This window comes from Type-C symbiont of Plautia stali (assembly GCF_059730935.1).
The window spans coordinates 3,502,851-3,527,370 of sequence record NZ_AP035923.1 but is presented as its reverse complement, the minus strand read 5'-3'; the positions used below and the strand labels follow the sequence as shown (position 1 = coordinate 3,527,370).

23 protein-coding genes, 2 tRNA genes and 1 pseudogene are annotated in these 24,520 nt (G+C 57.9%); 18 read left to right on the top strand and 8 right to left on the bottom strand.

All coding sequences use genetic code 11. The features are described 5' to 3' along the window. The first annotated feature begins 173 nt into the window (after window positions 1–173). From secG to AC6I7J_RS16640, 13 genes are all read left to right on the top strand, one after another. On the top strand, window positions 174–509 hold the full coding sequence (secG, locus tag AC6I7J_RS16700) for a preprotein translocase subunit SecG (protein ID WP_010617340.1): 336 nt from the start codon (window positions 174–176) through the stop codon (window positions 507–509). A gap of 46 nt (window positions 510–555) precedes the next feature. Next, window positions 556–642: transfer RNA gene (locus AC6I7J_RS16695), tRNA-Leu, on the top strand. 59 nt (window positions 643–701) lie between these two features. Then, a tRNA-Met gene (locus tag AC6I7J_RS16690) sits at window positions 702–778 on the top strand. 212 nt (window positions 779–990) lie between these two features. Continuing rightward, window positions 991–1,443 (top strand): ribosome maturation factor RimP, encoded by a 453-nt coding sequence (gene rimP / locus AC6I7J_RS16685; protein WP_031279732.1) that lies wholly within the window; start codon window positions 991–993, stop codon window positions 1,441–1,443. A gap of 24 nt (window positions 1,444–1,467) precedes the next feature. Beyond that, window positions 1,468–2,955 (top strand): transcription termination factor NusA, encoded by a 1,488-nt coding sequence (nusA, locus tag AC6I7J_RS16680; RefSeq protein ID WP_021507703.1) that lies wholly within the window; start codon window positions 1,468–1,470, stop codon window positions 2,953–2,955. A 17-nt stretch (window positions 2,956–2,972) separates the two neighbouring features. Further along, on the top strand, window positions 2,973–5,663 hold the full coding sequence (infB, locus tag AC6I7J_RS16675) for a translation initiation factor IF-2 (protein ID WP_021507702.1): 2,691 nt from the start codon (window positions 2,973–2,975) through the stop codon (window positions 5,661–5,663). A 64-nt stretch (window positions 5,664–5,727) separates the two neighbouring features. Beyond that, on the top strand, window positions 5,728–6,135 hold the full coding sequence (gene rbfA / locus AC6I7J_RS16670) for a 30S ribosome-binding factor RbfA (protein WP_021507701.1): 408 nt from the start codon (window positions 5,728–5,730) through the stop codon (window positions 6,133–6,135). Beyond that, on the top strand, window positions 6,135–7,079 hold the full coding sequence (truB, locus tag AC6I7J_RS16665) for a tRNA pseudouridine(55) synthase TruB (RefSeq protein WP_498006217.1): 945 nt from the start codon (window positions 6,135–6,137) through the stop codon (window positions 7,077–7,079). Before rbfA ends, truB begins: the two co-directional genes overlap by 1 nt. A 132-nt stretch (window positions 7,080–7,211) precedes the next feature. After that, the gene (gene rpsO / locus AC6I7J_RS16660) at window positions 7,212–7,481 is read left to right on the top strand and encodes a 30S ribosomal protein S15 (RefSeq protein WP_010615981.1); all 270 of its coding nucleotides are present in this window, start codon (window positions 7,212–7,214) and stop codon (window positions 7,479–7,481) included. A gap of 308 nt (window positions 7,482–7,789) precedes the next feature. Continuing rightward, window positions 7,790–9,922, top strand: coding sequence for a polyribonucleotide nucleotidyltransferase (pnp, locus tag AC6I7J_RS16655; protein WP_058770684.1), 2,133 nt, complete (start codon window positions 7,790–7,792; stop codon window positions 9,920–9,922). Window positions 9,923–10,114: 192 nt separating this feature from the next. Then, on the top strand, window positions 10,115–10,999 hold the full coding sequence (gene nlpI / locus AC6I7J_RS16650) for a lipoprotein NlpI (RefSeq protein WP_021507697.1): 885 nt from the start codon (window positions 10,115–10,117) through the stop codon (window positions 10,997–10,999). A gap of 105 nt (window positions 11,000–11,104) precedes the next feature. After that, the gene (gene yrbN, locus AC6I7J_RS16645; protein WP_098053093.1) at window positions 11,105–11,161 is read left to right on the top strand and encodes a protein YrbN; all 57 of its coding nucleotides are present in this window, start codon (window positions 11,105–11,107) and stop codon (window positions 11,159–11,161) included. Between the two features lie 16 nt (window positions 11,162–11,177). Further along, window positions 11,178–13,073, top strand: a complete 1,896-nt coding sequence (locus AC6I7J_RS16640) for a DEAD/DEAH family ATP-dependent RNA helicase (protein ID WP_058759574.1) — start codon at window positions 11,178–11,180, stop codon at window positions 13,071–13,073. A gap of 62 nt (window positions 13,074–13,135) precedes the next feature. Here the strand turns inward: AC6I7J_RS16640 and AC6I7J_RS16635 are convergent, their stop codons facing one another. Further along, on the bottom strand, window positions 13,136–13,882 hold the full coding sequence (locus AC6I7J_RS16635) for an SDR family NAD(P)-dependent oxidoreductase (protein WP_498006215.1): 747 nt from the start codon (window positions 13,880–13,882) through the stop codon (window positions 13,136–13,138). Between the two features lie 181 nt (window positions 13,883–14,063). On the opposite strand from AC6I7J_RS16635, the gene AC6I7J_RS16630 reads away from it, so the two are divergent. After that, the gene (locus tag AC6I7J_RS16630) at window positions 14,064–14,978 is read left to right on the top strand and encodes an AraC family transcriptional regulator (protein ID WP_059009545.1); all 915 of its coding nucleotides are present in this window, start codon (window positions 14,064–14,066) and stop codon (window positions 14,976–14,978) included. Window positions 14,979–14,981: 3 nt separating this feature from the next. On the opposite strand, the gene AC6I7J_RS16625 is transcribed toward AC6I7J_RS16630, so the two are convergent. The 3 genes from AC6I7J_RS16625 to ubiU form a co-directional block, all read right to left on the bottom strand. Next, window positions 14,982–15,992: a luciferase-like monooxygenase gene (locus AC6I7J_RS16625; RefSeq protein ID WP_021507693.1), complete on the bottom strand. Its 1,011-nt coding sequence runs from the start codon at window positions 15,990–15,992 to the stop codon at window positions 14,982–14,984. Between the two features lie 116 nt (window positions 15,993–16,108). After that, window positions 16,109–16,993, bottom strand: a complete 885-nt coding sequence (locus AC6I7J_RS16620) for a U32 family peptidase (protein WP_058770682.1) — start codon at window positions 16,991–16,993, stop codon at window positions 16,109–16,111. A 9-nt stretch (window positions 16,994–17,002) separates the two neighbouring features. Then, window positions 17,003–17,998: a ubiquinone anaerobic biosynthesis protein UbiU gene (gene ubiU, locus AC6I7J_RS16615; protein ID WP_498006213.1), complete on the bottom strand. Its 996-nt coding sequence runs from the start codon at window positions 17,996–17,998 to the stop codon at window positions 17,003–17,005. Between the two features lie 205 nt (window positions 17,999–18,203). Here ubiU and ubiT point away from each other — a divergent pair, with 205 nt between their 5' ends. Together ubiT and AC6I7J_RS16605 are read left to right on the top strand one after the other, a co-directional pair. Further along, window positions 18,204–18,728, top strand: coding sequence for a ubiquinone anaerobic biosynthesis accessory factor UbiT (ubiT, locus tag AC6I7J_RS16610; RefSeq protein WP_058759570.1), 525 nt, complete (start codon window positions 18,204–18,206; stop codon window positions 18,726–18,728). Beyond that, a complete protein-coding gene (locus tag AC6I7J_RS16605) occupies window positions 18,722–19,228 on the top strand; it encodes a GNAT family N-acetyltransferase (RefSeq protein WP_021507689.1) in 507 nt (168 codons plus the stop codon). Before ubiT ends, AC6I7J_RS16605 begins: the two co-directional genes overlap by 7 nt. Here AC6I7J_RS16605 and AC6I7J_RS16600 read toward each other — a convergent pair. Beyond that, window positions 19,212–19,499, bottom strand: a complete 288-nt coding sequence (locus tag AC6I7J_RS16600; protein WP_058770681.1) for a GIY-YIG nuclease family protein — start codon at window positions 19,497–19,499, stop codon at window positions 19,212–19,214. The two genes, AC6I7J_RS16605 and AC6I7J_RS16600, sit on opposite strands and share 17 nt — an antisense overlap. A gap of 77 nt (window positions 19,500–19,576) precedes the next feature. Between AC6I7J_RS16600 and AC6I7J_RS16595 the strand changes: the two genes are divergently transcribed. Continuing rightward, window positions 19,577–19,990 carry a YhbP family protein gene (locus tag AC6I7J_RS16595; RefSeq protein ID WP_058759569.1) on the top strand — a complete coding sequence of 138 codons (414 nt, stop codon included), beginning with the start codon at window positions 19,577–19,579 and terminating at the stop codon, window positions 19,988–19,990. A 34-nt stretch (window positions 19,991–20,024) separates the two neighbouring features. Here the strand turns inward: AC6I7J_RS16595 and AC6I7J_RS16590 are convergent, their stop codons facing one another. Next, window positions 20,025–20,546: a type 1 glutamine amidotransferase domain-containing protein gene (locus AC6I7J_RS16590; protein ID WP_021507686.1), complete on the bottom strand. Its 522-nt coding sequence runs from the start codon at window positions 20,544–20,546 to the stop codon at window positions 20,025–20,027. A 237-nt stretch (window positions 20,547–20,783) separates the two neighbouring features. On the opposite strand from AC6I7J_RS16590, the gene AC6I7J_RS16585 reads away from it, so the two are divergent. Then, complete coding sequence (locus AC6I7J_RS16585) at window positions 20,784–21,818, top strand: permease (protein ID WP_282954766.1); 1,035 nt, start codon at window positions 20,784–20,786, stop codon at window positions 21,816–21,818. Here the strand turns inward: AC6I7J_RS16585 and nrdG are convergent. Both nrdG and nrdD read right to left on the bottom strand, forming a co-directional pair. Next, a pseudogene (gene nrdG / locus AC6I7J_RS16580) lies at window positions 21,813–22,277 on the bottom strand (anaerobic ribonucleoside-triphosphate reductase-activating protein); the annotation flags it as partial. The gene AC6I7J_RS16585 and the pseudogene nrdG overlap by 6 nt on opposite strands. Continuing rightward, window positions 22,274–24,412, bottom strand: coding sequence for an anaerobic ribonucleoside-triphosphate reductase (gene nrdD, locus AC6I7J_RS16575; protein ID WP_498006210.1), 2,139 nt, complete (start codon window positions 24,410–24,412; stop codon window positions 22,274–22,276). The pseudogene nrdG and the gene nrdD, both read right to left, overlap by 4 nt. Window positions 24,413–24,520: the final 108 nt, after the last annotated feature.

Genomic DNA, 24,520 nt, shown 5'->3' with positions numbered 1-24,520 from the left:
ACCGGGATGGCGCTTTTTTCCGCAATCGCAAAACTTCGTGTAAATTGCGCTTGCAGAGGTATGCGCCTTTGGTTAGTATTCACACCCGCTTCTGATGGGTGATGACGAGACTCCCCGTCAATATTGGTTGAAGCTTTAACTGTGCGGATAACGCGCAAGGAAACAGGTTGATTATGTACGAAGCTCTGTTGGTTGTTTTCCTTATTGTAGCGATTGGCCTCGTTGGTCTGATCATGCTGCAGCAAGGCAAAGGCGCTGATATGGGAGCCTCATTCGGTGCAGGCGCTTCTGGTACGCTGTTCGGTTCAACCGGGTCTGGTAACTTCATGACTCGCATGACCGCAGTACTGGCTACGCTGTTCTTCATTATCAGTCTGATTCTGGGCAATCTGAACAGTAACAAGACTTCCAAAGGAAGCGAGTGGGAAAACCTCAGCGCGCCGGCTCAGTCTCAACAGCAGACTCAGCCAGCTAAACCGGCCACGCCGGGCAATGATATCCCGCAGTAAGATCGTCAGCGCTAAAGCGACATCGTATCGTCGCAGTCAGTGAAGTGCCGAGGTGGTGGAATTGGTAGACACGCTACCTTGAGGTGGTAGTGCCCGATTGGGCTTACGGGTTCAAGTCCCGTCCTCGGTACCAAATCTCAGTATAACTTGCATTTTTCGCAAGATCGGCGTAATATTCGCCACGTTTTCGGACGCGGGGTGGAGCAGCCTGGTAGCTCGTCGGGCTCATAACCCGAAGGTCGTCGGTTCAAATCCGGCCCCCGCAACCACTTTCCCTTAGAGTTCTTTTTCAAATATACTGTATGCATCGACGGACGCATCCGCAGTCAGTTTTGAAAAAAATTCTGCTGGATGGTGTGCCGAAGCCGCATCGCGGCATACAGGGTCCAGTCACAAAAAGCCCCGAATTTTCGGGGTTTTTTGTTATCAGGAAATCGTAACACTGGGCTTTAGGCCCTTTTTTTATGTCTTGGGGGTGGGCTTGTCCACATTAGAGCAAAAGTTGACAGAGTTGATCTCTGCTCCGGTAGAAGCGCTTGGCTACGAATTGGTCGGTATCGAGTTCATTCGTGGTCGCACATCAACCTTGCGCATCTATATTGATAGTGAAGAGGGTATCAATGTTGATGATTGCGCCGATGTTAGCCACCAGGTCAGCGCTGTAATGGATGTGGAAGATCCTATTACGGTGGCTTACAACCTTGAAGTTTCCTCACCGGGTCTCGATCGCCCTCTGTTCACCGCGGAGCACTATGCGCGTTTCGCTGGCGAAGAGGTGAGCCTGGTACTGCGTATGGCCGTGCAGAACCGCCGTAAATGGCAGGGCATCATCAAGTCTGTCGAAGGCGAGATGATCACGGTAACCGTTGAGGGTAACGATGAAGTGTTCGCGCTGAGCAACATTCAGAAAGCGAACCTGGTCCCCCACTTTTAAAAGTCCGGATTGAGGCTAACCAGGATGAACAAAGAGATCTTAGCTGTAGTAGAAGCCGTTTCTAACGAAAAAGCCCTGCCGCGTGAGAAAATCTTCGAAGCGCTGGAGAGCGCTTTGGCCACTGCGACCAAGAAGAAGTATGAGCAGGAAATCGACGTGCGCGTCAGCATTGACCGTCGCAGCGGCGATTTCGACACCTTCCGTCGCTGGGTGGTTGTAGAAGAAGTCACGCAGCCAACGCGCGAGATCACGCTGGAAGCAGCACGCTTTGAAGATGAAGCCTTCAATCTGGGCGATTATGTTGAAGATCAGATCGAATCTGTCACCTTCGACCGTATCACCACGCAGACCGCGAAACAGGTTATCGTCCAGAAAGTGCGTGAAGCCGAGCGCGCGATGGTGGTCGATCAGTTCCGCGAGCAGGAAGGCGAAATCATCACCGGCGTGGTGAAGAAAGTGAATCGCGACAACATTTCACTGGATCTCGGCAACAACGCCGAAGCGGTGATTGTACGTGAAGACATGCTGCCGCGTGAAAACTTCCGCCCGGGTGACCGTATTCGCGGCGTGCTGTATGCCGTGCGTCCGGAAGCGCGTGGTGCGCAACTGTTCGTTACCCGCTCCAAACCGGAGATGCTGATCGAACTGTTCCGCATTGAAGTGCCGGAGATTGGCGAAGAAGTTATCGAGATCAAAGCGGCAGCGCGCGATCCGGGTTCACGCGCCAAAATTGCGGTAAAAACTAACGACAAACGTATCGATCCGGTCGGTGCCTGCGTCGGTATGCGCGGTGCGCGCGTGCAGGCGGTGTCCAGCGAGCTGGGCGGCGAGCGTATTGATATCGTGCTGTGGGACGACAACCCGGCACAGTTCGTGATTAACGCCATGGCACCTGCCGATGTGGCGTCAATTGTGGTGGATGAAGACAATCACACCATGGATATCGCTGTTGAAGCCGGCAATCTGGCTCAGGCGATTGGCCGTAATGGCCAAAACGTGCGTCTGGCATCCCAGCTGAGCGGCTGGGAGCTGAACGTGATGACCGTCGATGATCTGCAGGCGAAGCATCAGGCCGAAGCCCATGCAGCGATCGATATGTTCACTAAACATCTCGACATCGACGAAGAGTTCGCCACCGTTCTGGTGGAAGAGGGCTTCTCTTCGCTGGAAGAATTGGCTTACGTGCCAATCAACGAGCTGCTGGAAATCGACGGCCTCGACGAAGAGACCATTGAAGCCCTGCGTGAACGAGCAAAAAATGCGTTAACCACCCTGGCATTAGCGAAAGAAGAGAGCCTTGGTAATCAGGAACCTGCTGAGGACCTGCTGAATCTTGAAGGCCTGGATCGTGCGCTGGCGTATCGCCTGGCGTCAAAAGGCGTTTGCACGCTGGAAGATCTCGCTGAGCAAGGTGTTGACGATCTGACAGATATTGAAGGGCTGGATGATGAGAAAGCCGGTGCGCTGATTATGGCTGCACGTAATATCTGCTGGTTCGGCGATGACGCGTAATAACAGGAAGGAACAGCATGACAGATGTAACCGTAAAATCGCTGGCCGCCGAAATTCAGACTCCGGTCGATCGCCTGGTACAGCAATTTGCTGATGCAGGGATCCGTAAGTCTGAAAACGACGCCGTATCCCAGCAAGAGAAAGAGACCTTACTGTCCCACCTGAATCGTGAGCACGGTCAGACCGGTTCAGGCAAACTGACGTTGCAGCGCAAAACGCGCAGCACCTTGAATATTCCAGGCACCGGGGGTAAAAGTAAGTCGGTGCAAATCGAAGTCCGCAAAAAGCGCACATACGTGAAAGGTGATGCCGACGCTGAGCAAGCTCAGGCGGAAGCAGAAGCTGAGGCGCAGCGTGAAGCGGAAGAGCAGGCGCGTCGCGAGGCTGAAGAACAAGCCCGTCGCGAAGCTGAACAAAAAGCGCAACGTGAAGCCGAAGAGAAAGCCAAGCGCGAAGCCGCTGACAAGGCTAAGCGTGAAGCAGCGGAAAATGAGAAAGTGACTAATCAACCTACCGACGAAATGACCAAGGCTGCGCAATCTGACAAAGCCCGTCGTGAAGCTGAAGCCGCCGAACTGAAGCGTAAAGCGGAAGAAGAAGCGCGCCGTAAGCTGGAAGAGAATGCGCGCCGCGCGGCGGAAGAAGCCCGTCGTCTGGCCGAAGAGAAAGCCGCTGAATGGGAAAAACCAGAGGAAGAAGATAAGGGCGACTACCACGTCACCACTTCAACTCATGCCCGTCAGGCAGAAGACGAAAACGATCGCGAAGTCGAAGGTGGTCGTGGTCGCACCCGCACCACCAAGGCAGCGCGTCCGGCCAAAAAAGGCAACAAGCACTCTGAAGCCAAAACTGACCGTGAAGAAGCGCGTGCTCAGGTACGCGGCGGTAAAGGTGGCAAACATCGTAAACCAAGCACGCTGCAGCAGGGCTTCAATAAACCTGCTCAGGCGGTGAACCGTGACGTCATCATTGGCGAAACCATCACCGTTGCCGAACTGGCCAACAAAATGGCGGTGAAAGGCTCGCTGGTTATTAAAGCGATGATGAAGATGGGTGCCATGGCGACCATCAACCAGGTTATCGATCAGGAAACCGCCCAGCTGGTGGCCGAAGAGATGGGTCACAAAGTGATCCTGCGCCGCGAGAACGAGCTGGAAGAAGCGGTAATGGACGATCGTGATACCGATGCTGCGCAGGAAAGCCGTGCGCCGGTCGTGACCATCATGGGTCACGTTGACCACGGTAAAACCTCGCTGCTGGACTACATCCGCTCCACCAAAGTCGCCTCCGGCGAAGCGGGCGGGATTACCCAGCACATCGGTGCGTATCACGTTGAAACCGATAACGGCATGATCACCTTCCTCGACACCCCGGGCCACGCCGCGTTTACCGCAATGCGTGCACGTGGTGCGCAGGCCACGGATATCGTTATCCTGGTGGTGGCGGCTGACGATGGCGTGATGCCGCAGACTGTCGAAGCTATCCAGCACGCGAAAGCAGCCGGTGTGCCGGTGGTCGTGGCAGTGAACAAGATCGACAAGCCAGAAGCCGATCCGGATCGCGTGAAGAACGAGCTGACCCAGTACGGTATCATTCCGGAAGAGTGGGGCGGCGAGAACATGTTCGTTAACGTCTCGGCGAAAGCCGGTACCGGCATCGACGACCTGCTGAACGCAATTCTGCTGCAGGCGGAAGTACTGGAGCTGACTGCGATTCGTCAGGGTATGGCGAGCGGCGTGGTGATCGAATCGTTCCTCGACAAAGGTCGTGGTCCGGTAGCAACCGTGCTGGTGCGTGAAGGTACGCTGAACAAGGGCGATATCGTACTGTGCGGCTTCGAATATGGCCGTGTGCGTGCGATGCGTGACGAACTGGGTCGCGAAGTGCTGGAAGCGGGTCCATCGATTCCGGTGGAAATCCTCGGTCTGTCCGGTGTGCCGGCAGCGGGTGACGAAGCGACCGTGGTGCGTGACGAGAAGAAAGCGCGTGAAGTGGCACTGTATCGTCAGGGCAAATTCCGTGAAGTCAAACTGGCGCGTCAGCAGAAGTCCAAGCTGGAAAACATGTTTGCCAACATGACCGAAGGCGAAGTGTCCGAGCTGAACATCGTCCTGAAGTCCGACGTACAGGGTTCTGTGGAAGCGATCTCCGACTCGCTGCTGAAACTCTCCACCGACGAAGTGAAGGTGAAGATTATCGGTTCTGGCGTGGGCGGTATCACCGAAACCGACGCCACCCTGGCCGCTGCGTCCAACGCGATCATCCTCGGCTTCAACGTGCGTGCTGATGCCTCTGCGCGTCGCGTGATTGACGCTGAAAACGTTGACCTGCGCTACTACTCCGTCATCTATAACCTGATTGACGAAGTGAAAGCAGCCATGAGCGGCATGCTGGCACCGGAGTTCAAACAGCAGATTATCGGTCTGGCCGAAGTCCGTGACGTGTTCAAGTCACCGAAATTTGGCGCGATTGCCGGCTGTATGGTCACCGAAGGCAACATCAAACGTCACAACCCGATCCGCGTACTGCGCGACAACGTGGTTATCTATGAAGGCGAGCTGGAATCTCTGCGTCGCTTCAAGGATGACGTCAACGAAGTGCGTAACGGCATGGAGTGTGGTATCGGCGTTAAGAACTACAACGACGTTCGCGTTGGCGATATGATCGAAGTGTTCGAAGTGATTGAAGTTAAACGCACCATCGAGTAATTGCTGGTCGATGTGATGCAATTTGGGAGGCCTCTGGCCTCCCGAATTATTTGGGAGAAATAGTATGGCGAAAGAGTTTGGTCGCCCACAGCGCGTGGCGCAGGAGTTGCAGAAAGAGATTGCGATCATCCTGCAGCGCGAAATCAAAGACCCGCGTCTGGGTATGATGGTCACCGTGTCTGGCGTTGAGGTGTCACGCGATCTGGCGTATGCCAAAGTGTTCGTGACCTTCCTGAACGACCAGGATGAAGAAGCGGTGAAAAATGGCCTCAAAGCGCTGAAAGAAGCGTCTGGCTACATCCGTATTCTGCTCGGTAAAGCGATGCGTCTGCGCATCGTGCCAGAGCTGACCTTCTTCTACGATAACTCGCTGATTGAAGGGATGCGCATGTCGAATCTGGTGTCTAACGTGATCAGAAACGATGCTGAGCGACGGGGTGAAAGCCCGGCGGAAGACGACAAGGAGGACTGATGAGTCGTCCTCGTCGCCGTGGTCGCGATGTCCACGGTGTTTTCCTGCTGGATAAACACCAGGGCGCATCCTCCAACGATGTGCTGCAAAAAGTCAAACGCCTGTTTAATGCTAACAAGGCGGGCCATACCGGCGCGCTCGATCCGCTGGCCACCGGTATGCTGCCGATTTGCCTCGGCGAAGCCACCAAGTTTTCCCGCTATCTGCTGGATTCGGACAAGCGTTACCGCGTGATTGCCCGTCTGGGCCAGCGCACCGATACCTCCGATGCGGACGGCAATATCGTCGAAACGCGGCCGGTGACCTTCAGTCAGGCTGAGCTGGACGCCGCGCTGGAGAGCTTTCGCGGCGAGACGCTGCAGGTGCCCACTATGTTCTCGGCGCTCAAGTATCAGGGCCGCAAGCTGTACGAATATGCGCGCGAAGGCATCACCGTGCCGCGTGAAGCGCGACCGATTACCGTATTTGAACTGCAGTTTATTCGCTGGCAGGGCGACGAGCTGGAGCTGGAAATTCATGTTTCCAAAGGCACCTACATTCGCACCATCATTGACGATTTAGGTGAGAAGCTCGGCTGCGGTGCACACGTAATCATGCTGCGCCGTCTGCAGGTGGCGCGCTACCCGATTGCGCGCATGATGACGCTGGAACAGCTGCAGACGCTGGCGGCGCAGGTTAATGCGGCGGAAACGCTGGATTACGCACCGCTGGACGCGTTGCTGTTGCCGATGGACAGCCCGGCGGAAGATTTTCCAGCGGTCAATCTGCCCACGCCGGTCGCGGCCTGGTTCAAACAGGGCATGCCGGTCCAGGCGGAAAACGCGCCGGCCAGCGGGCTGGTGCGGGTGACCGAAGGTGAGCAGCAGAAATTTATCGGTATGGCGGAAATCGCCGACGATGGTCGCGTGGCACCGCGTCGTCTGGTAGTGGAGTTTGCCGACTGACCGCGTATTACCGCTGGGCGTTACAGCGCATTTGCGTTGCTACCGGGCGAAGAGTAGAATAGCGCGGCTTTAAAAGCGGGCTGCTGAATTAGAGATCGGCACCCATACATTCATTTTTTACTGGAGTTTATTATGTCTCTAAGCGTAGAAGCTAAAGCAGAGATCGTTGCTAAATACGGTCGTGGCGCTAACGACAGCGGTTCAACTGAAGTTCAGGTTGCTCTGCTGACTGCTCAGATTAACCACCTGCAGGGTCACTTCTCTGAGCACAAGAAAGACCACCACAGCCGTCGCGGTCTGCTGCGCATGGTATCCCAGCGTCGTAAGCTGCTGGACTACCTGAAGCGTAAAGACGTTGCACGTTACACCAGCCTGATCGAAAGCCTGGGTCTGCGTCGCTAAGTCTGAAGAATCTGATCAACGATGTAGCGCATGCAGTATGCAAAAAACCGCATCTGGCGATCAGATTTGTGCGAGTTTCGCGAAAAGGGGGCCTTTATGGCCCCTTTTTTCGAGCAATCCGCAGCAATCCGGACCAAACTCATGTATTGTTGCTGAGAGTGATCTTTGCTTGCAGAGGTTCGCGCGGCTAATGAGAGGCTTTACCGCAGGGGCGGTTAAGGGTTGTCATTAGTCGCGAGGATGCAACTAAAGATCGGTAATCCCCGGCGGGCCGAGCAGGCTTTGCCACGAATTTAAGGACTTAAATTTTGCTGAACCCGATCGTACGCAAATTCCAATATGGTCAGCATACCGTCACGCTGGAAACCGGCATGATGGCGCGCCAGGCCACCGCAGCAGTAATGGTAAGCATGGACGACACCGCGGTATTCGTTACCGTCGTGGGCCAGAAAAAAGCCAAAGCCGGTCAGGACTTCTTCCCTCTGACAGTGAACTATCAGGAGCGTACTTACGCCGCTGGCCGTATTCCGGGCAGCTTCTTCCGTCGTGAAGGCCGTCCAAGCGAAGGCGAAACCCTGATTGCGCGTCTGATTGACCGCCCGGTGCGTCCGCTGTTCCCGGAAGGTTTTGTTAACGAAGTACAGGTTATCGCGACTGTGGTATCCGTGAACCCGCAGGTTAACCCGGACATCGTTGCAATGATCGGTGCTTCTGCTGCGCTGTCACTGTCTGGCATTCCGTTCAACGGCCCAATCGGTGCGGCACGCGTCGGTTACATCAACGATCAGTACGTGCTGAACCCAACCGCGGATGAGATCAAACAGTCTCGTCTGGATCTGGTGGTTGCCGGTACGCAGAATGCAGTGCTGATGGTGGAATCTGAAGCGGACATCCTGACCGAAGACCAGATGCTGGGTGCTGTGGTGTTCGGCCACGACCAGCAGCAGGTTGTGATTGAAAACATCAATGCGCTGGTGGCCGAAGCCGGCAAACCACGCTGGGACTGGCAGCCAGAGCCGGCGAACGATGCGCTGATCGCACGCGTTGCCGCCCTGGCCGAAGCGCGCATCAGCGATGCTTACCGCATCACTGACAAGCAGGAGCGCTATGCGCAGGTTGGCGTCATCAAAGACGAAACCATCGCCGCACTGCTGGCTGAAGACGAAACGCTGGATGATGCCGAAATCGGTGACATCGTACACAGCCTGGAAAAGAACGTGGTGCGTACCCGTATCCTGAACGGCGAACCGCGTATCGATGGCCGCGAAAAAGATATGATCCGTGGTCTGGACGTGCGCACTGGCGTACTGCCGCGTACCCACGGTTCTGCGCTGTTTACCCGTGGTGAAACGCAGGCGCTGGTCGCTGCCACCCTCGGTACCGCGCGTGACGCACAGAATCTCGATGAGCTGATGGGCGAGCGTACTGACAGCTTCCTGTTCCACTACAACTTCCCTCCGTACTCCGTGGGCGAAACCGGTATGGTTGGCTCACCGAAGCGTCGTGAAATTGGTCACGGCCGTCTGGCGAAGCGTGGCGTGCTGGCAGTAATGCCTAAACAGGATGCGTTCCCGTACACCGTGCGCGTCGTGTCTGAAATCACCGAATCGAACGGTTCTTCTTCTATGGCTTCCGTGTGCGGTGCATCACTGGCACTGATGGACGCTGGTGTACCGATCAAAGCGGCCGTTGCCGGTATCGCGATGGGTCTGGTGAAAGAAGACGAGAAGTTCGTGGTGCTGTCTGACATCCTCGGCGACGAAGATCACCTCGGCGATATGGACTTCAAAGTAGCCGGTAGCCGTGAAGGTATCACCGCGCTGCAGATGGACATCAAAATTGAAGGTATCACCCGCGAAATCATGCAGGTGGCACTGAACCAGGCCAAGGGTGCGCGTCTGCACATTCTGAGCGTGATGGAACAGGCGATCAGCACGCCGCGTCAGGAGATCTCCGAGTTCGCGCCGCGCATCTACACCATCAAGATCAATTCAGACAAGATCAAAGACGTCATCGGTAAAGGCGGTTCAGTTATCCGTGCGCTGACCGAAGAGACCGGCACCACCATCGAAATCGAAGATGATGGCACCGTGAAGATCGCAGCGACCGACGGCCTGAAAGCCAAAGAAGCGATTCGCCGCATCGAAGAGATCACCGCTGAGATCGAAGTGGGCCGTATCTACGCCGGTAAAGTGACCCGTATCGTTGATTTCGGTGCCTTCGTGGCGATCGGCGGCGGTAAAGAAGGTCTGGTACACATTTCTCAGATCGCCGACAAGCGCGTAGAGAAAGTGACCGATTACCTGCAGATGGGTCAGGAAGTGCCAGTTAAAGTGATGGAAGTGGATCGTCAGGGCCGCGTTCGTCTCAGCATCAAAGAAGCGACAGAGCAGAAGCCAGCAGAAGAAACCGCTGCGGTGACGACGCCTGACGCCGAGTAAGCGTTTTTCCTGATCAGCCGCTCCCTGCCAGCTGGCGGGGAGCGGTGTTTGTATACCCGGAATGCGTGGCGCGCTGGTCAGCGTGTCAGTGCAGCTGAAGCAGGACGGGTATCATCGCGAGGGCGGGAACCCTTGTGCATAGCAGGCGGATGACAGGATGGTTATCCCAATGTTTGTATTCGGGAGTGGGAAATGAAGCCTTTTTTGCGCTGGTGTTTTGTTGCGACAGCTATCACGCTGGCAGGATGCAGCAACTCCAATTGGCGTAAGAACGAAGTTCTGGCAGTACCTTTGCAGCCCACACTGCAGCAAGAGGTTATTCTGGCGCGAATGGAACAAATTCTTGCCAGTCGGGCCCTGACCGATGATGAACGCGCACAGCTGTTATATGAGCGCGGAGTGTTGTATGATAGTTTGGGTCTGAGGGCATTAGCGCGAAACGATTTCTCGCAAGCGCTGTCTATCAGACCGGATATGCCGGAAGTGTTTAACTATCTCGGCATTTACTTAACGCAGGCAGGCAATTTTGATGCTGCCTATGAAGCGTTTGATTCTGTACTTGAGCTTGATCCAACTTACAACTATGCGCATTTAAACCGTGGTATCGCCCTCTATTACGGCGGTCGATACAAGTTAGCGCAAGATGATCTGCTGGCGTTTTATCAAGACGATCCTAACGATCCGTTCCGCAGCCTGTGGCTCTACCTCGTTGAACGCGAGATGGACGCCGACAAGGCAAAAGTGACGCTACAACAGCGTTACGACAAGGCGGCTAAGGACCAATGGGGATGGAATATTGTCGAGTTCTACCTGGGCGACATCAGTGAAAAAACATTGATGGAACGTCTCAAGGCGGACGCAACGGATAACACCTCGCTCGCTGAACATCTCAGTGAAACCAACTTCTATTTAGGTAAGTACTACCTAAGTCTGGGGGAGAAGGACGACGCGAAAGCGTTGTTCAAACTGGCGGTGGCCAACAACGTCAATAACTTTGTTGAACACCGATACGCATTGTTGGAACTGGCGCAACTCGGCCAGACACAAGACGATTTATCAGAATCTGACCAGCAATAGCTGACGAACTTTTATTGCCTGATTTACCCGTAAAGTCATCGCCTGAACAGGTGAGGGCTTTTCTGTTCGTCAAAACTTCTAATTTGAGCCGGTTCACACTTTTTGATGAAAATGACTGAAAGTTTTCACGACGAGTTATGTAGACTGGCCGCCGCAATCTAAGAGGCACGTGTACTACATGACTGATATTCAAACCACTTTTGCTGATCTGGGCCTGAACGCCGACATCCTCGAATCACTGAACGGTATGGGCTACGTTAAGCCATCGCCAATCCAGGCTGAGTGTATTCCTCACCTGCTGGCGGGCCGTGATGTGCTGGGTATGGCGCAGACCGGTAGTGGTAAAACAGCAGCGTTCTCGCTGCCGCTGCTGAACAACGTTGATCCTTCTGTCCGCGCACCGCAAATCCTAGTGCTGGCGCCGACCCGCGAACTGGCGGTTCAGGTGGCTGAAGCGATGACAGAATTCTCTAAACACATGCGCGGTATTAACGTTGTGGCCCTGTACGGTGGCCAGCGTTATGACGTGCAGCTGCGCGCACTGCGCCAGGGTCCACAGATCGTGGTTGGTACCCCGGGCCGTCTGCTGGATCACCTGAAACGCGGTACCCTGGACCTGTCCAGCCTGCGTGGTCTGGTACTGGACGAAGCCGATGAAATGCTGCGTATGGGCTTCATCGAAGACGTTGAAACCATCATGGCGCAGATCCCGGAAGGTCATCAGACCGCACTGTTCTCTGCAACCATGCCGGAAGCGATTCGCCGTATCACTAAGCGTTTCATGAAGGATCCGCAGGAAGTGCGCATCCAGTCCAGCATCACTACACGCCCGGACATTTCTCAGTCTTACTGGACCGCTTACGGTCGTAAGTCTGACGCGCTGGTGCGTTTCCTCGAAGCGGAAGACTTTGATGCTGCCATCATCTTCGTGCGCACCAAAAATGCCACGCTGGAAGTCGCAGAAACGCTGGAGCGTAACGGCTACAACAGCGCCGCGCTGAACGGTGACATGAACCAGGCGCTGCGTGAGCAGACGCTGGAGCGCCTGAAAGACGGTCGTCTGGATATCCTGATCGCGACTGACGTTGCGGCCCGTGGTCTGGACGTTGAGCGTATTAGCCTGGTGGTTAACTACGACATCCCGATGGATGCCGAATCGTATGTACACCGTATCGGCCGTACCGGTCGTGCGGGTCGTGCTGGCCGTGCGCTGCTGTTCGTTGAGAACCGCGAGCGTCGTCTGCTGCGCAACATCGAACGCACCATGAAGCTGACTATTCCGGAAGTTGAGCTGCCTAACGCCGAGCTGCTGAGTCAGCGTCGTCTGGCGCAGTTCGCTGCCAAAGTTCAGCAGCAGCTGGAAAGCAGCGATCTGGATCAGTACCGTGCGCTGCTGGCTAAAATGCAGCCAGAAGAAGAGCTGGATATGGAAACGCTGGCCGCTGCACTGCTGAAAATGGCGCAGGGCGAACGTCCACTGATTCTGCCACCGGATGCACCACGTCCACAGCGTCGTGAATTCCGCGATCGCGATGAGCGTGGCGGCGACCGTCCACGTCGTGACAGCCGTGACAGCCGCGAAGGTGGCGATCGTCCACGTCGCGAACGTCGTGACGTTGGCGAAATGCAGCTGTACCGCATTGAAGTGGGCCGTGATGACGGTGTTGAAGTGCGTCATATCGTGGGCGCGATTGCTAACGAAGGCGACATCAGCAGCCGTTACATCGGTAACATCAAGCTGTTTGGTACTCACTCCACTATCGAGCTGCCAAAAGGCATGCCGGGTGAAGTCCTGCAGCACTTCACGCGTACGCGTATTCTCAACAAGCCGATGAATATGCAGCTGCTGGGCGATGCACAGCCACACGAGCGCACCGAGCGTCGTAGCGGCGGTCGTGACTTCGGTGGTGAGCGTCGTGGTAACCGCGAGGGTGGCAACCGTGAAGGTGGCGCACCGCGTCGTTTCTCTGAGCGTCGCGAAGGCGGTCGTGAAGGCGGACGTTTCAGCCGTGAAGGTGGCCGTGGCCCACGTCGCGACGAAGGCGCAGCTGCACCACGTCGCCGTGATGCATAAGCGTTAATCGCTTAAAAATAAAAAGGACGCGCAAGCGTCCTTTTTTATGTGTAACGCGGGCTTTACACGCCGCCGGCAATCAGCACCCGCTCACCGGTAACATAAGCCGACTCTTCCGACGCCAGAAACAGCGCCACCTGCGCCACATCCTCCGGCAGGCCAAAGCGTCCCAGCGGCGTGGCCGCGATCAGCTGCGCTTTAAATTCTGCATTCATTTTTTTCGCTGCCAGCAGCCCTTCGGTCAGAATGATCCCCGGTGCCAGCGCGTTGACGCGAATGTTGCGCGGGCCCAGCTCACGTGCCAGCCCCTGCGTTAAGGTGTCGATTGCGCCTTTAGTCGCTGACCACAGCACCGAGCCGGGCAGGCTGCGCTGGCTGTTCAGCGCGCTGAGGTTAATGATGCAGCCGCCGCGCGCCGGGAAATGCTGCGCCGCCTGCTGGCACACCAGCAGCGTACCGAGCAGATTGACGTTGAGCTGCTGCTGCATGTCGCTGACGCTGAGGCTGGCGAAGTCGCCATGGTGAAACATGCCGGCGTTGTTGACCACGATGTCTGGCGCGCCAAACTGCGCAATACTGCTGGCGAACAGGCGCTGCACGTCAGCTTCACGGGATATATCGGCCTGTACGGCGATGGCGTCGCTTCCCAGCGCGCAGATATCGGTCACCACATCCGCCGCGCCCGCTTCATCCTGACGATAATTCACCACCACCCGGGCGCCCGCCGCGGCGAAATTCATGGCGATGGCGGCGCCAATGCCTTTCGACGCGCCCGTCACCAGCGCAATTTTGCCTTCAAGTGCTTGCATTGTTTCTCTCCACCTGAGATTTCGGGTGAGTAAAGCATGCGCTGTTGCCGCTTTGTGCGGTAGCGCAATCCTGCAAGCTTTTTGCACGATCCTGCAAATCTGTGGCGCAGGGACTAGGCGCAACCGCATCGGCAGGTAAGAATGGGGATTCAGTGATTTTTCATCGCGGAGTGCATAACGCATGATTCATCAGGAACAGTGGCAGCAGCTGGTGGCGATGATTGCCCGTCACGCGCAGCAGGATGGGCGTACCGCCAGCGCGATTGACTTTCTCTCTTTTGGCCGCAGCTCGCACCCCTCCAGCCTGGCGCATATTGCCAGCTGGGCGGGGTTTGCGCTAATGGCCCAGGGCCAGAAAGCACTGCGCATGGGCGATGATGTGATGCATTACGGGCCGGGCGATCTGCTGCTGGTCACCATGGACATGCCGGTGCAGTCCTGCGTGGTGCTGGCGACACCAGAGAAACCCTGTCTTGGCGTCGGCATCACCATCAACGAAGCGCGCCTGCTGCGCTATCTGGAGCATTTCCCGCCGCAGCAGATTGGCAGCGCCGCCCCAGAACGCAGCATTACCGTCCATAAAGTCGCGCCGCCGCTGGTGGATGCGGTGATGCGGCTGGTGGCGCTGCTGGATCAGCCGCAGGATATCGCCGCGCTGGCACCGCTGATTGAGCAGGAGATTTTCTATCGCCTGCTGACCGGGCCGGAAGGGCCGCGTATTCTGAACATGGCGCTGACCGAGCGCCCAGGCAATAAAGTGGCGCGCGCGGCGCGCTGGCTGCGCGAAAACTTTCATCAGCCGCTGAAGGTGGATCAGCTGGCCAGCAGCGTTGGCATGAGCATTTCATCGCTGCACCATCACTTTAAAGCGGTTACGGCGATGACGCCGATGCAGTATCAGAAGCAGCTGCGGCTCAACGAAGCGCGCCGGCTGATGATGATTGAGAAGCTGGATGCCGGGACGGCGGGCTACCGGGTGGGCTATCAGAGTGCGTCGCAGTTCAGCCGGGAGTACAGCCGTTTTTATGGCCAGTCACCGGCGCGCGATGTGCGCAAGATGGCGGTGGGGCCGGAAGGACTCTCCCCACCGCAGTAAGGCTTACAGCGTGCGTGCGGCTTCCATCGCCAGCGCGAACGAACGCAGGCGCGCCTGCGGATCGTAAATCTGGCCGTTGACCATGATCTCATCCGCCTGGGTTTCGCGCAGCAGCGCGGCAAGGCCGTGGCGCACTTTATCTTTATCGCCCACCACCGACATGCTCAGCGCCTGCTGCACGCCATACTGTTCGGACGGCGACCACAGGTTATCCATGTTCTCCACCGGCGCCGGCAGCGGGCCGGGCTTGCCGCGACGCAGATTAATGAACTGCTGCTGCATCGAGGTGAACAGGAAGCGCGCATCACGATCGCTGTCTGCCGCCACCACGTTGACACACACCATAGCGTAAGGTTTTGCCAGACGCGCAGAGGGCTGGAATTTTTCGCGATACAGGTGCAGCGCCTGCAACAGCAGGTCTGGCGCGAAGTGCGAAGCAAAGGCAAACGGCAGACCAAGCTGCGCCGCCAGCTGCGCGCTATACAGGCTGGAACCCAGCAGCCACACCGGAATTTTCAGCCCGAGGCCAGGCACCGGCTGCACCGGCGGATGCTCGCCCTCTTCGGCATCGAACCAGCGGATCAGATCGGCCACATCTTCCGGGAAGCTGTCGGCCTGGGCGCTCGAAAGATGACGGCGCAGCGCCAGCATGGTGCGCTGATCGGAGCCGGGCGCGCGGCCCAGTCCGAGATCGATACGGCCAGGGTAGAGGGATTCCAGGGTGCCAAACTGTTCGGCAATCACCAGCGGTGCGTGGTTGGGCAGCATGATCCCGCCGGAGCCGAGGCGCAGCGTTTCGGTGTTAGCGGCGAGATAGCCAATCAGCACCGACGTTGCAGCGCTGGCGATGCCGGTCATGTTGTGGTGTTCGGCCAGCCAGTAGCGATGAAAGCCAAGGGCTTCAGCCTGACGCGCCAGCGCCAGCGAATTATGGAAGGCATCGCGCGCAGACGAGCCTTGCGGAATGGGGGCCAGATCCAGCACGGACAGGCGAACAGTTTTCTTCTCAGACATGGGTACTCCAGCAAAGGATGGCGCAGGTGATAAGTAAACCTGCACCAGTCAGTATTACGCATCATTACCCATATTAAAACTGCTAATAACGGCAGGAATATAGCCGGAATGTGCCTTTAACCGCCGCTATCCAGCGCCATTCCGGCCAGGCGGCGCCAGTAACCGTTGCTGTCGCTGCCGCGCGCCATCATCAGCGGTGCTTCACCCGCTTCGTTAGCGCGGAAGCGATCAACCTGTGCCAGCGTGCTCTCATCCTGCGGCGACAGGCGCACAATATCGATCCAGCCATGCATACCGGCGAGATCGTTGCCAAGGTTGTAACAGTAGCCGCTCATGGTCTGAATGCCGTTCAGGACAAATACCTGCTGGCCCTCCTGCGACAGCACGCGGCGCCCGGTGGGATAATCAATACAGCAGGTCTGGCAATCATCTTTGGCACGGTTTTCGGAACGCGCGGTAAAACAGCGCGCCGATAGCGCCAGCGGCAGATGGCCATAGCCGAGCACTTCAACCTCAAACCGGTCGCGCAGGCCAGCGTCATGGCACTGCTGCAACAGCTGAATCAGCCAGTCGCGTGACATCTCCACCGGCATGCACCAGCGCGTCATGCCCTCCTGCAGCAGCAGCTGGAGCGTCTGCGCGTTATACACATTCAGGGTGGGACCGGCGACAAACGGCAGTTTGCGCTCTGCCGCCATGTTCACGGTGCCGATATCGTTGGCTTCCAGTAAGAACTCACCGTTTTCAACATAGCGGCGCAGCTCTTTGACTTCCGAAGGGGACTGCAGCAGCGCCAGCGTGCTCAGCACCACCTGTTTGCCGCTGGCCGCCAGCGTGCGGCCCATCTCCATCCACTGACTGAACGCAGTGGCGCGGCGTTTGCTGCACACCGCTTCGCCGAGGTAGACAATCTCTGCGCTGCTTTCTGCGGCGCGCTGGTAAAACTGCTCCAGCGTGGCGGTTGGCCAGTACCACAGCACCGGGCCGATGGCGTATTTCATACGGTCTCCTTATTGCCAGTCGCGGTGATAGGCGCCGAGCGTGGTCTGGCTGCCTTCAGAAAGTTCACCGAGCGCGCGCATCCACGGCGCCTGCACCGTGAACTGTTGCGGATCGGCCATGCAGCGATCGATCGCCTGACGCCACACTTTAGCCACCTGCGCCACATAGGCCGGGCTGCGCTGGCGTCCCTCAATTTTCACCGACGCGATATTGGCGCGCAGCAGTTCTGGCAGCAGCGCCAGGGTATTGAGGCTGGTGGGCTCTTCCAGCACGTGATAGCGCTGGTTATCCACCTCGTAGCGTCCTTTACACAGCGTTGGATAGCCCGCGCTCTCATCGGCGGCGTAACGGTCAATCAGCACTTCGTTCAGGCGCGACTCCATGCCCTGTGCCGTCTGCTGCCAGCGCACAAATTTGGCCGGTGAACAGGCACCCGCGCTGTTCGGCGACTCGCCGGTCAGCCACGACGAGAGATAGCAGCGGCCTTCGGCCATGATGCACAGGCTGCCAAAGGCGAATACTTCGAGCGGCACCAGCGTTTCGCGTGCCAGTTGCTTCACCTGGTGCATCGACAGCACGCGCGGCAGCACTACGCGGCTCAGCGCAAAGTGGCGGTGATAAAACTGAATGGCCTGCAGATTGGTGGCGGACGCCTGCACTGACAGGTGACGTTCAACCTGCGGATAGCGGCTGGCGGCATACTCCAGCGTGGCGATATCGGCCAGAATCAGCGCATCGGCACCGTTCTGTGCGGCGACGTCAATGGCGCTTTGCCAGCGGTTAAGGCCGTCGGGATGGGCGAAGGTGTTGATCGCCACGTGCAGTTTACGCCGGTGCTGATGCAGGAAGCGCGCGGCTTCTGCCAGTTTTTTATCGGTAAAATTGAGGCCAGCAAAGTGGCGGGCGTTGGTGTCATCTTTCAGGCCGACGTACACCGCGTCAGCGCCGTGCTCCACCGCCGATTTCAGCGCAGGTAAATTCCCCGCCGGACACAGCAGTTCCATACAATTTCCTCCCCCGGATTCTGAACGCCGTTGAGTGTAAGGAAGCGCAGGTGCTGCAATGTTGATTTAAGGCAGTGAAAGCGGGATTGCCAGGGCGGAATGGAGAATTTTCGCACAGACGTGGGGCGATTTCCTTGATCCCGGTTGAGGCGAAAGCCGACGGATGTGGCAATATAGATAAAATTTTCTCAAGGGAGTGCAGCGCATGTTCGCACGCTTACGCGGCCTGTTAATTGAAAAAGGGCCGGAATTCCTCGCTTTACCGGTGTCGCTAACACCATTCGCCGTGAAAAAAACGGTTTTGCAACAACTCCTAAACTGGCAATTTCGTCATGCTTTGGCTGAAGGTGAGTTAGACTTTCTGCAAGGGCGCTATCTCGGCATTGAGATCGCGGACGTCAATCTGCGCTGGATCACCACGCTGCAGGACGGGCGCCTGACCGTTTCGCGCGACGCCGAAGCAGATGTCTGGTTTCGTGGCGAAGCCAACGATCTGCTGCTGGTAGCAGCACGCAAAGCCGACCCCGATATGTTGTTCTTTCAGCGCCGTCTGGTGATTGAGGGCGACACGGAGCTGGGACTGGAGGTGAAGAATCTGATGGATGCCATAGAACTGGACGCCATGCCCACGCCATTGCGCACGGGGTTGCTGCAGCTGGCTGCTTTTGTTGAGGCAGGAATGACACAGGACGCGAAGGCCGCTGAGGCGCGCGCGGGGATCTCATGTTGATTCGTACTGAAATTGGTGTGGACGCGGCAGGCATCGACAGCCTGTTAAAGCGCAGTTTTGCCACCGCAGCCGAAGCGGAACTGGTACAGCAGCTGCGTGAAGACGGTTTACTCACGCTGGGCGTGGTGGCCACCGATGACGAAGGCCAGGTGCTGGGTTATGCGGCCTTCAGTCCGGTGACGTTGCAGGGCGAGGATCGTAACTGGGTGGCGCTGGCGCCGCTGGCGGTTGATGCCTCGGTGCGCAGTCAGGGCATTGCTAAACAGCTGGTGTATGAAGGGCTCGATTCGCTCAATGAGTTCAGCTACAGCGCCGTGGTGGTGCTGGGCGATCCGCAGTTCTACAATCCGCTCGGCTTTGAACCGGCGGCGCGTCACGGCCTGCACTGCCGCTGGCCCGGCAGCGAAGCGGCGTTTCAGGTGTATAAACTGGCGGACGATGCGTTCGATGGGGCAGAAGGGCTGATCGCCTTCTCGGCACCTTTCAATCGTATCGACTAAACCACGCCGTTAAGCAGGCCGGCTGCTGGGCAACCAGCAGCAGTTTCTGCGTCCGGCTCAGCTGTTTTACCTGATACTCCAGCCGGGAAGCCGCCGCGCGATCGCCAGCCGCGCAGTGAAACACCAGCGTCAGTGGACCTTTGCCGCGCAGCGCACGGGCACCGCGCCCCTGCTGGTGCTGCTGCAGGCGACGGTTGACGTCAGTGGTGATGCCGGTATAAAGCATCCCGGCGGCGGTTTGCAGCATATACAGCTGCCAGCCCTGTTCCATTTACAAACCTCGTTCATGTGCTGGCGGGCAGTGTAACGCGCCTGCGGCCGCATCGCTATCAACGCACGGAGTTGCTCTTGTCTGACCATTCTCATCTGATTCGCTATCTGAAAAAACAGCACGTGCTGTCGCTGTGTGCCAGCGACGGCGATGCGCTATGGTGCGCCAACTGTTTCTACGTATTCGATGAAGCGCGCATGGCGTTCTGGCTGATGACCGAAGCCGATACGCGTCACGGCGCGCTGATGGCGCGTCATCCACGCGTTGCCGGCACGGTGAACGGCCAGCCGAAAACGGTGCTGCTGATTAAAGGCGTGCAGTATCGCGGGCGTATACAACTGACCGATGAGGCGCAGGCGCTGAAGGCCTATCAGTCGCGCTTTCCGGTGGCAAAAAAAGTCACCGCGCCGCTGTGGGAAATTACGCTGGATGAGTTGAAAATGACCGATAACGCGCTGGGGTTTGGCAAAAAGATTGTCTGGCAGCGTTAGCCCGGCACGCGCGCAGGCGCACCGGGCGACCGCCTTACGCTGCGTTCAGAATGCGCAGGGATTCGCGGTTAAACGCGGGCAGGTCTTCAGGCGTGCGGCTGGTAACCAGCTTGTCATCATCAACCACCACCTCTTTATCGTAAAAGTCCGCGCCGGCATTACGCAGATCGATGGCGATAGCTTTCACGCAGGTCATTTTGCGACCGCGCACGCCGTTCGCGCTGATCAGCAGCTGCGGACCGTGACAGATGGCGAAAATCGGTTTGCCGCTGGCAACAAACTCTTTGGTAAAGGTGACAAAGCGATCGTCACCGCGCAGCGCGTCAGGCGAATGACCACCGGGCAGCAGCAGCGCGTCGAACTCGGCCGGGCTGACATGGTCAATATCCTTGTCGATTTTGACTTCGGCTTTGCCCTGTTTTCCCTTCACGGTTTTGCCCGCCTGCATCTCAATAGTGACCACTTCATGGCCCGCTTTGGTGAAGGCCTCGGCTGGTGAGGTAAACTCTGAGTCTTCAAATTCATCGGTAATCAGAACCGCTATTTTCTTGCTCATCTTTCTCCTCCTTGCTGGTCACGCACCTGCTGTGCGTGACACGTTTCAACAGACAAGTCTGGACCCTGAGCGCGGAAACGCAAGCCAGCCGGCGCAGGCGGGATTGGTTAAATTCCGGAGACAGATCAAGTTTAAGCGTGACGACGCTGGCACACGGGCATAACCTGAATAACACTGTGGGATCTGCGTCGCGCCCTCCGCGCGGCATACGTTATTCAGTTGAATACGGAACCGGTCATGACCCAATTCGCCTCACCTGCACCAGCGGCCCGCTTCGCCTGGTGGAAACCGCTGCTGTTCCTCGCCGTGGTGCTTATCGGCCTGTGGTACGTAAAATGGCAGCCTTACTATGGCAAAGCCTTCACGGCCGCAGAAACCCATTCCATCGGCCGCTCTATTCTTGCCAATGCCGCAGATTCGCCGTGGCGCGCCGCGCTGGATTACGCCATGGTCTATTTTCTCGCGGTGTGGAAAGCCGCGGTGCTCGGTGTGGTGCTGGGCTCGCTGGTACAGGTGCTGATTCCGCGCCGCTGGCTGCTGCGCCTGATGGGCAGCAACCGGCTGGGGGCCACGCTGGTCGGCACCGGTTTTGGCCTGCCGGGCATGATGTGCAGCTGCTGTGCCGCGCCGGTGACCGTCGGCCTGCGCCAGGCGCAGGTTTCAAGCGGCGCGGCGATGGCGTTCTGGCTGGCGAATCCGCTGCTCAATCCGGCAACGCTGGTGTTTATGGGCTTTGTGCTCGGCTGGCAGTTTGCCGCCATTCGGCTGGTGGCGGGTGGGGTGATGGTGCTGGGCATTGCCCTGCTGGTGCAGCGCAGCGTACCGGAAACCGCCGTTGCCGCGCCGCTGTTGCCGCAAGAAAGCCATGAACGGTTTGTGACGCGCTGGCTGCGCGTGATGTGGCGGCTGTTCTGTAACACCATTCCACTCTACATCGTGGCGGTGCTGCTGCTCGGCGCCGCGCGCGTCTGGCTGTTTCCGCACGCGGACGGCGCGGTAGGGAATACGCTGTTCTGGGTGATGCTGATGGCCATCGCCGGCTGCCTGTTTGTGATCCCGACCGCCGCCGAGATCCCCATCGTGCAAACCATGATGCTGGCGGGCATGGGCGTCGCACCGGCGCTGGCGCTGCTGGTGACGCTGCCCGCGGTCAGCGTGCCGTCGCTACTGATGCTGCATCGCGCGTTCCCGCCGCGCGCGCTGTGGATCGCCTTCTGCGGCGTGGCCGTCAGCGGCATGCTGCTCGGCATCCTCGCACTGTGGCTGGCGTAGATACCAGATAGTCTGATTGCGGCTGCCGCGCCACAGCAGCCGCGCATCTTTTTCCGCTTCGATGAAACGTCCATCAATCAGCACGTCGATTTCCGCAATCACTTCACGCTGCGCCGCCGTTAGCTCCGCCAGGGTGTAGCCGGTCCACAGCCAGATATCTTTATCCGGACAGTCGCGCCGCACGCGCTTCACCAGCCGGCGAATATGCGGCACATTGTGCGGATGCAGCGGATCGCCGCCGCTCAGCGACAGCCCCTGACGTGGAATGCGGCGATCCTGCAGATCGGCGATCAGCTGCTCCTCCATGGCCAGCGTAAACGGCACGCCGGAGTCAGGCCGCCAGGTGCTCTGGTTGTAGCAGCCGCGGCACTGATGTTCACAGCCCGCGACAAACAGCGTGCAGCGCGTGCCGGGACCATTCACGATATCCACATCGTAGTAGCGATGAATGTGCATCATCCCAGCTGTCCGGTATCAAGGTGTTTGACGCGGCGCTGCACCTCTTCCTGCTTGCCGGCGTTGAACGGCCGCGCATCCGGGCTGCCAAGATAGCCGCAGACGCGGCGCGTGACCGAGACACGCGCTGGATCGTGATTGCCGCAGCACGGACAGGTAAAGCCTTTGCTGGTACAGCTGAACTCGCCGCTGAAGCCGCACTCGTAGCACTCATCGATCGGCGTGTTGGTGCCGTAATAGGGCACGCGGTCGTAGCTGTAATCCCACACATCTTCCAGCGCCCGCAGGTTGTGCTGGATGTTGGGGTATTCGCCGTAACAGATGAAGCCGCCGTTAGCGATGGCCGGGTAGGGCGCTTCAAAATCGATTTTGTCGTACGGATTGACCTTTTTCTCTACGTCGAGATGGAAGCTGTTGGTGTAATAGCCCTTGTCGGTCACGCCCGGCACTACGCCAAATTCGGCGGCATCAAGGCGACAGAAGCGATCGCACAGGTTTTCACTGGGCGTACTGTACAGGCTAAAGCCGTAGCCGGTTTCCGCTTTCCACACATCCACCGCCTGGCGCAGATGCGTCACAATCGCCACGCCGGTTGCGCGCAGGTGCGCGGCATCATACGGATGCACGGCGTTGCCGCTTAGCGCGTTGAGTGTTTCATGCAGACCGATATAGCCCAGCGAGATCGAGGCGCGGCCGTTGCGAAAGATCTTGCCCACCTCGTCGTCCGCGTTGAGCCGTACGCCGCAGGCGCCTTCCATGTAAAGAATCGGTGCGACGCGCGCTTTGGTTTTTTCCAGCCGGGCAATGCGGGTCATCAGCGCCCGCTTCGCCAGCGCCAGACGCGCATCCAGCAGCGTCCAGAAGCGGGCTTCGTCTCCCTCGGCTTCTAACGCAATGCGCGGCAGGTTGAGGCTGATCACGCCGATGTTGTTGCGGCCCTCATGAATCTGCTCGCCGTTTTCCTCGTAAACGCCGAGGAAGCTGCGGCAGCCCATCGGCGTTTTGAACGAGCCGGTGACTTCCACCACTTTGTCGTAGTTGAGGATATCCGGATACATGCGCTTGCTGGCACACTCCAGCGCCAGCTGTTTGATGTCGTAATTGATGTCGCCGGCGCGGCGATTGACGCCTTCGCGAATGGCGAACACCAGCTTAGGAAACACCGCGGTTTTATGGTTTTTGCCCAGCCCGGCAATGCGGTTGCGCAGAATCGATTGCTGAATCAGGCGCGCCGCCCAGTCGATGCCGAGGCCAAAGCCAAAAGTGACGAACGGCGTCTGGCCGTTGGCGGTGTGCAGCGTATTAACCTCGTACTCCAGCGACTGAAACGCGTCGTAGCACTCTTTTTCCGTGCGCGCGCGCGCGTAAGCTTCCACGTCAGCAATCTGCCATTCGCGGGCAATCTGGCGATGTTTTTCGAGGCTGAGGGTGACAAACGGCGCCAGCACTTCGTCAATGCGGTTAATGGTGGTGCCGCCGTAAATATGGCTGGCGACCTGCGCAATGATCTGCGCCGTCACCGCAGTGGCGGTGGCGATGGATTTTGGCGGTTCAATCTCGGCGTTACCCATTTTGAAGCCGTGCGTCAGCATGCCGTGCAGATCGATCAGCATGCAGTTAAACATCGGGAAGAAGGGAGAGTAGTCGAGGTCGTGATAGTGGATTTCCCCACGCTCGTGCGCCAGCACCACATCGCGCGGCAGCAACTGCTGCTGGGCATAATGTTTGGCCACGATGCCGGCCAGCAGGTCGCGCTGCGTCGGGATCACTTTGCTGTCTTTGTTGGCGTTTTCGTTGAGCAGCGCCGCGTTGGTCTGTTCCACCAGGCCGCGAATGGCATGATGCAGCTTGCCGCGCTGCTCGCGCGCCAGATCCCGGTCGTGACGGTATTCGATATAGGCGCGCGCCAGCTGTGGCCAGCGTCCGCTCATCAGCGCCTCTTCCACGGCACACTGGATGTCACGAATATCGACTTCAGTCTGGGTTGCCAGCTGCGCGCTGACCTGCTGAGCGACCGTCGTGCACCAGGCCAGGTCGTCAACCTGGGCAGCCTGCGCGGCGGCCCGCACTGCAGCTTCAATGCGCCGGGCATCAAACGGCACCCTGCAGCCGTCACGCTTAATCACTACCGTTGCCATCTTCCCTTTCTCCGCTGGAAACTACATGTAGATAATTTTAAGGAGTGTAATCGCAACATGTGGTGTTTCAGAGGGAATTAATCGCACTGTTTTTGACCTGTCGCAAAG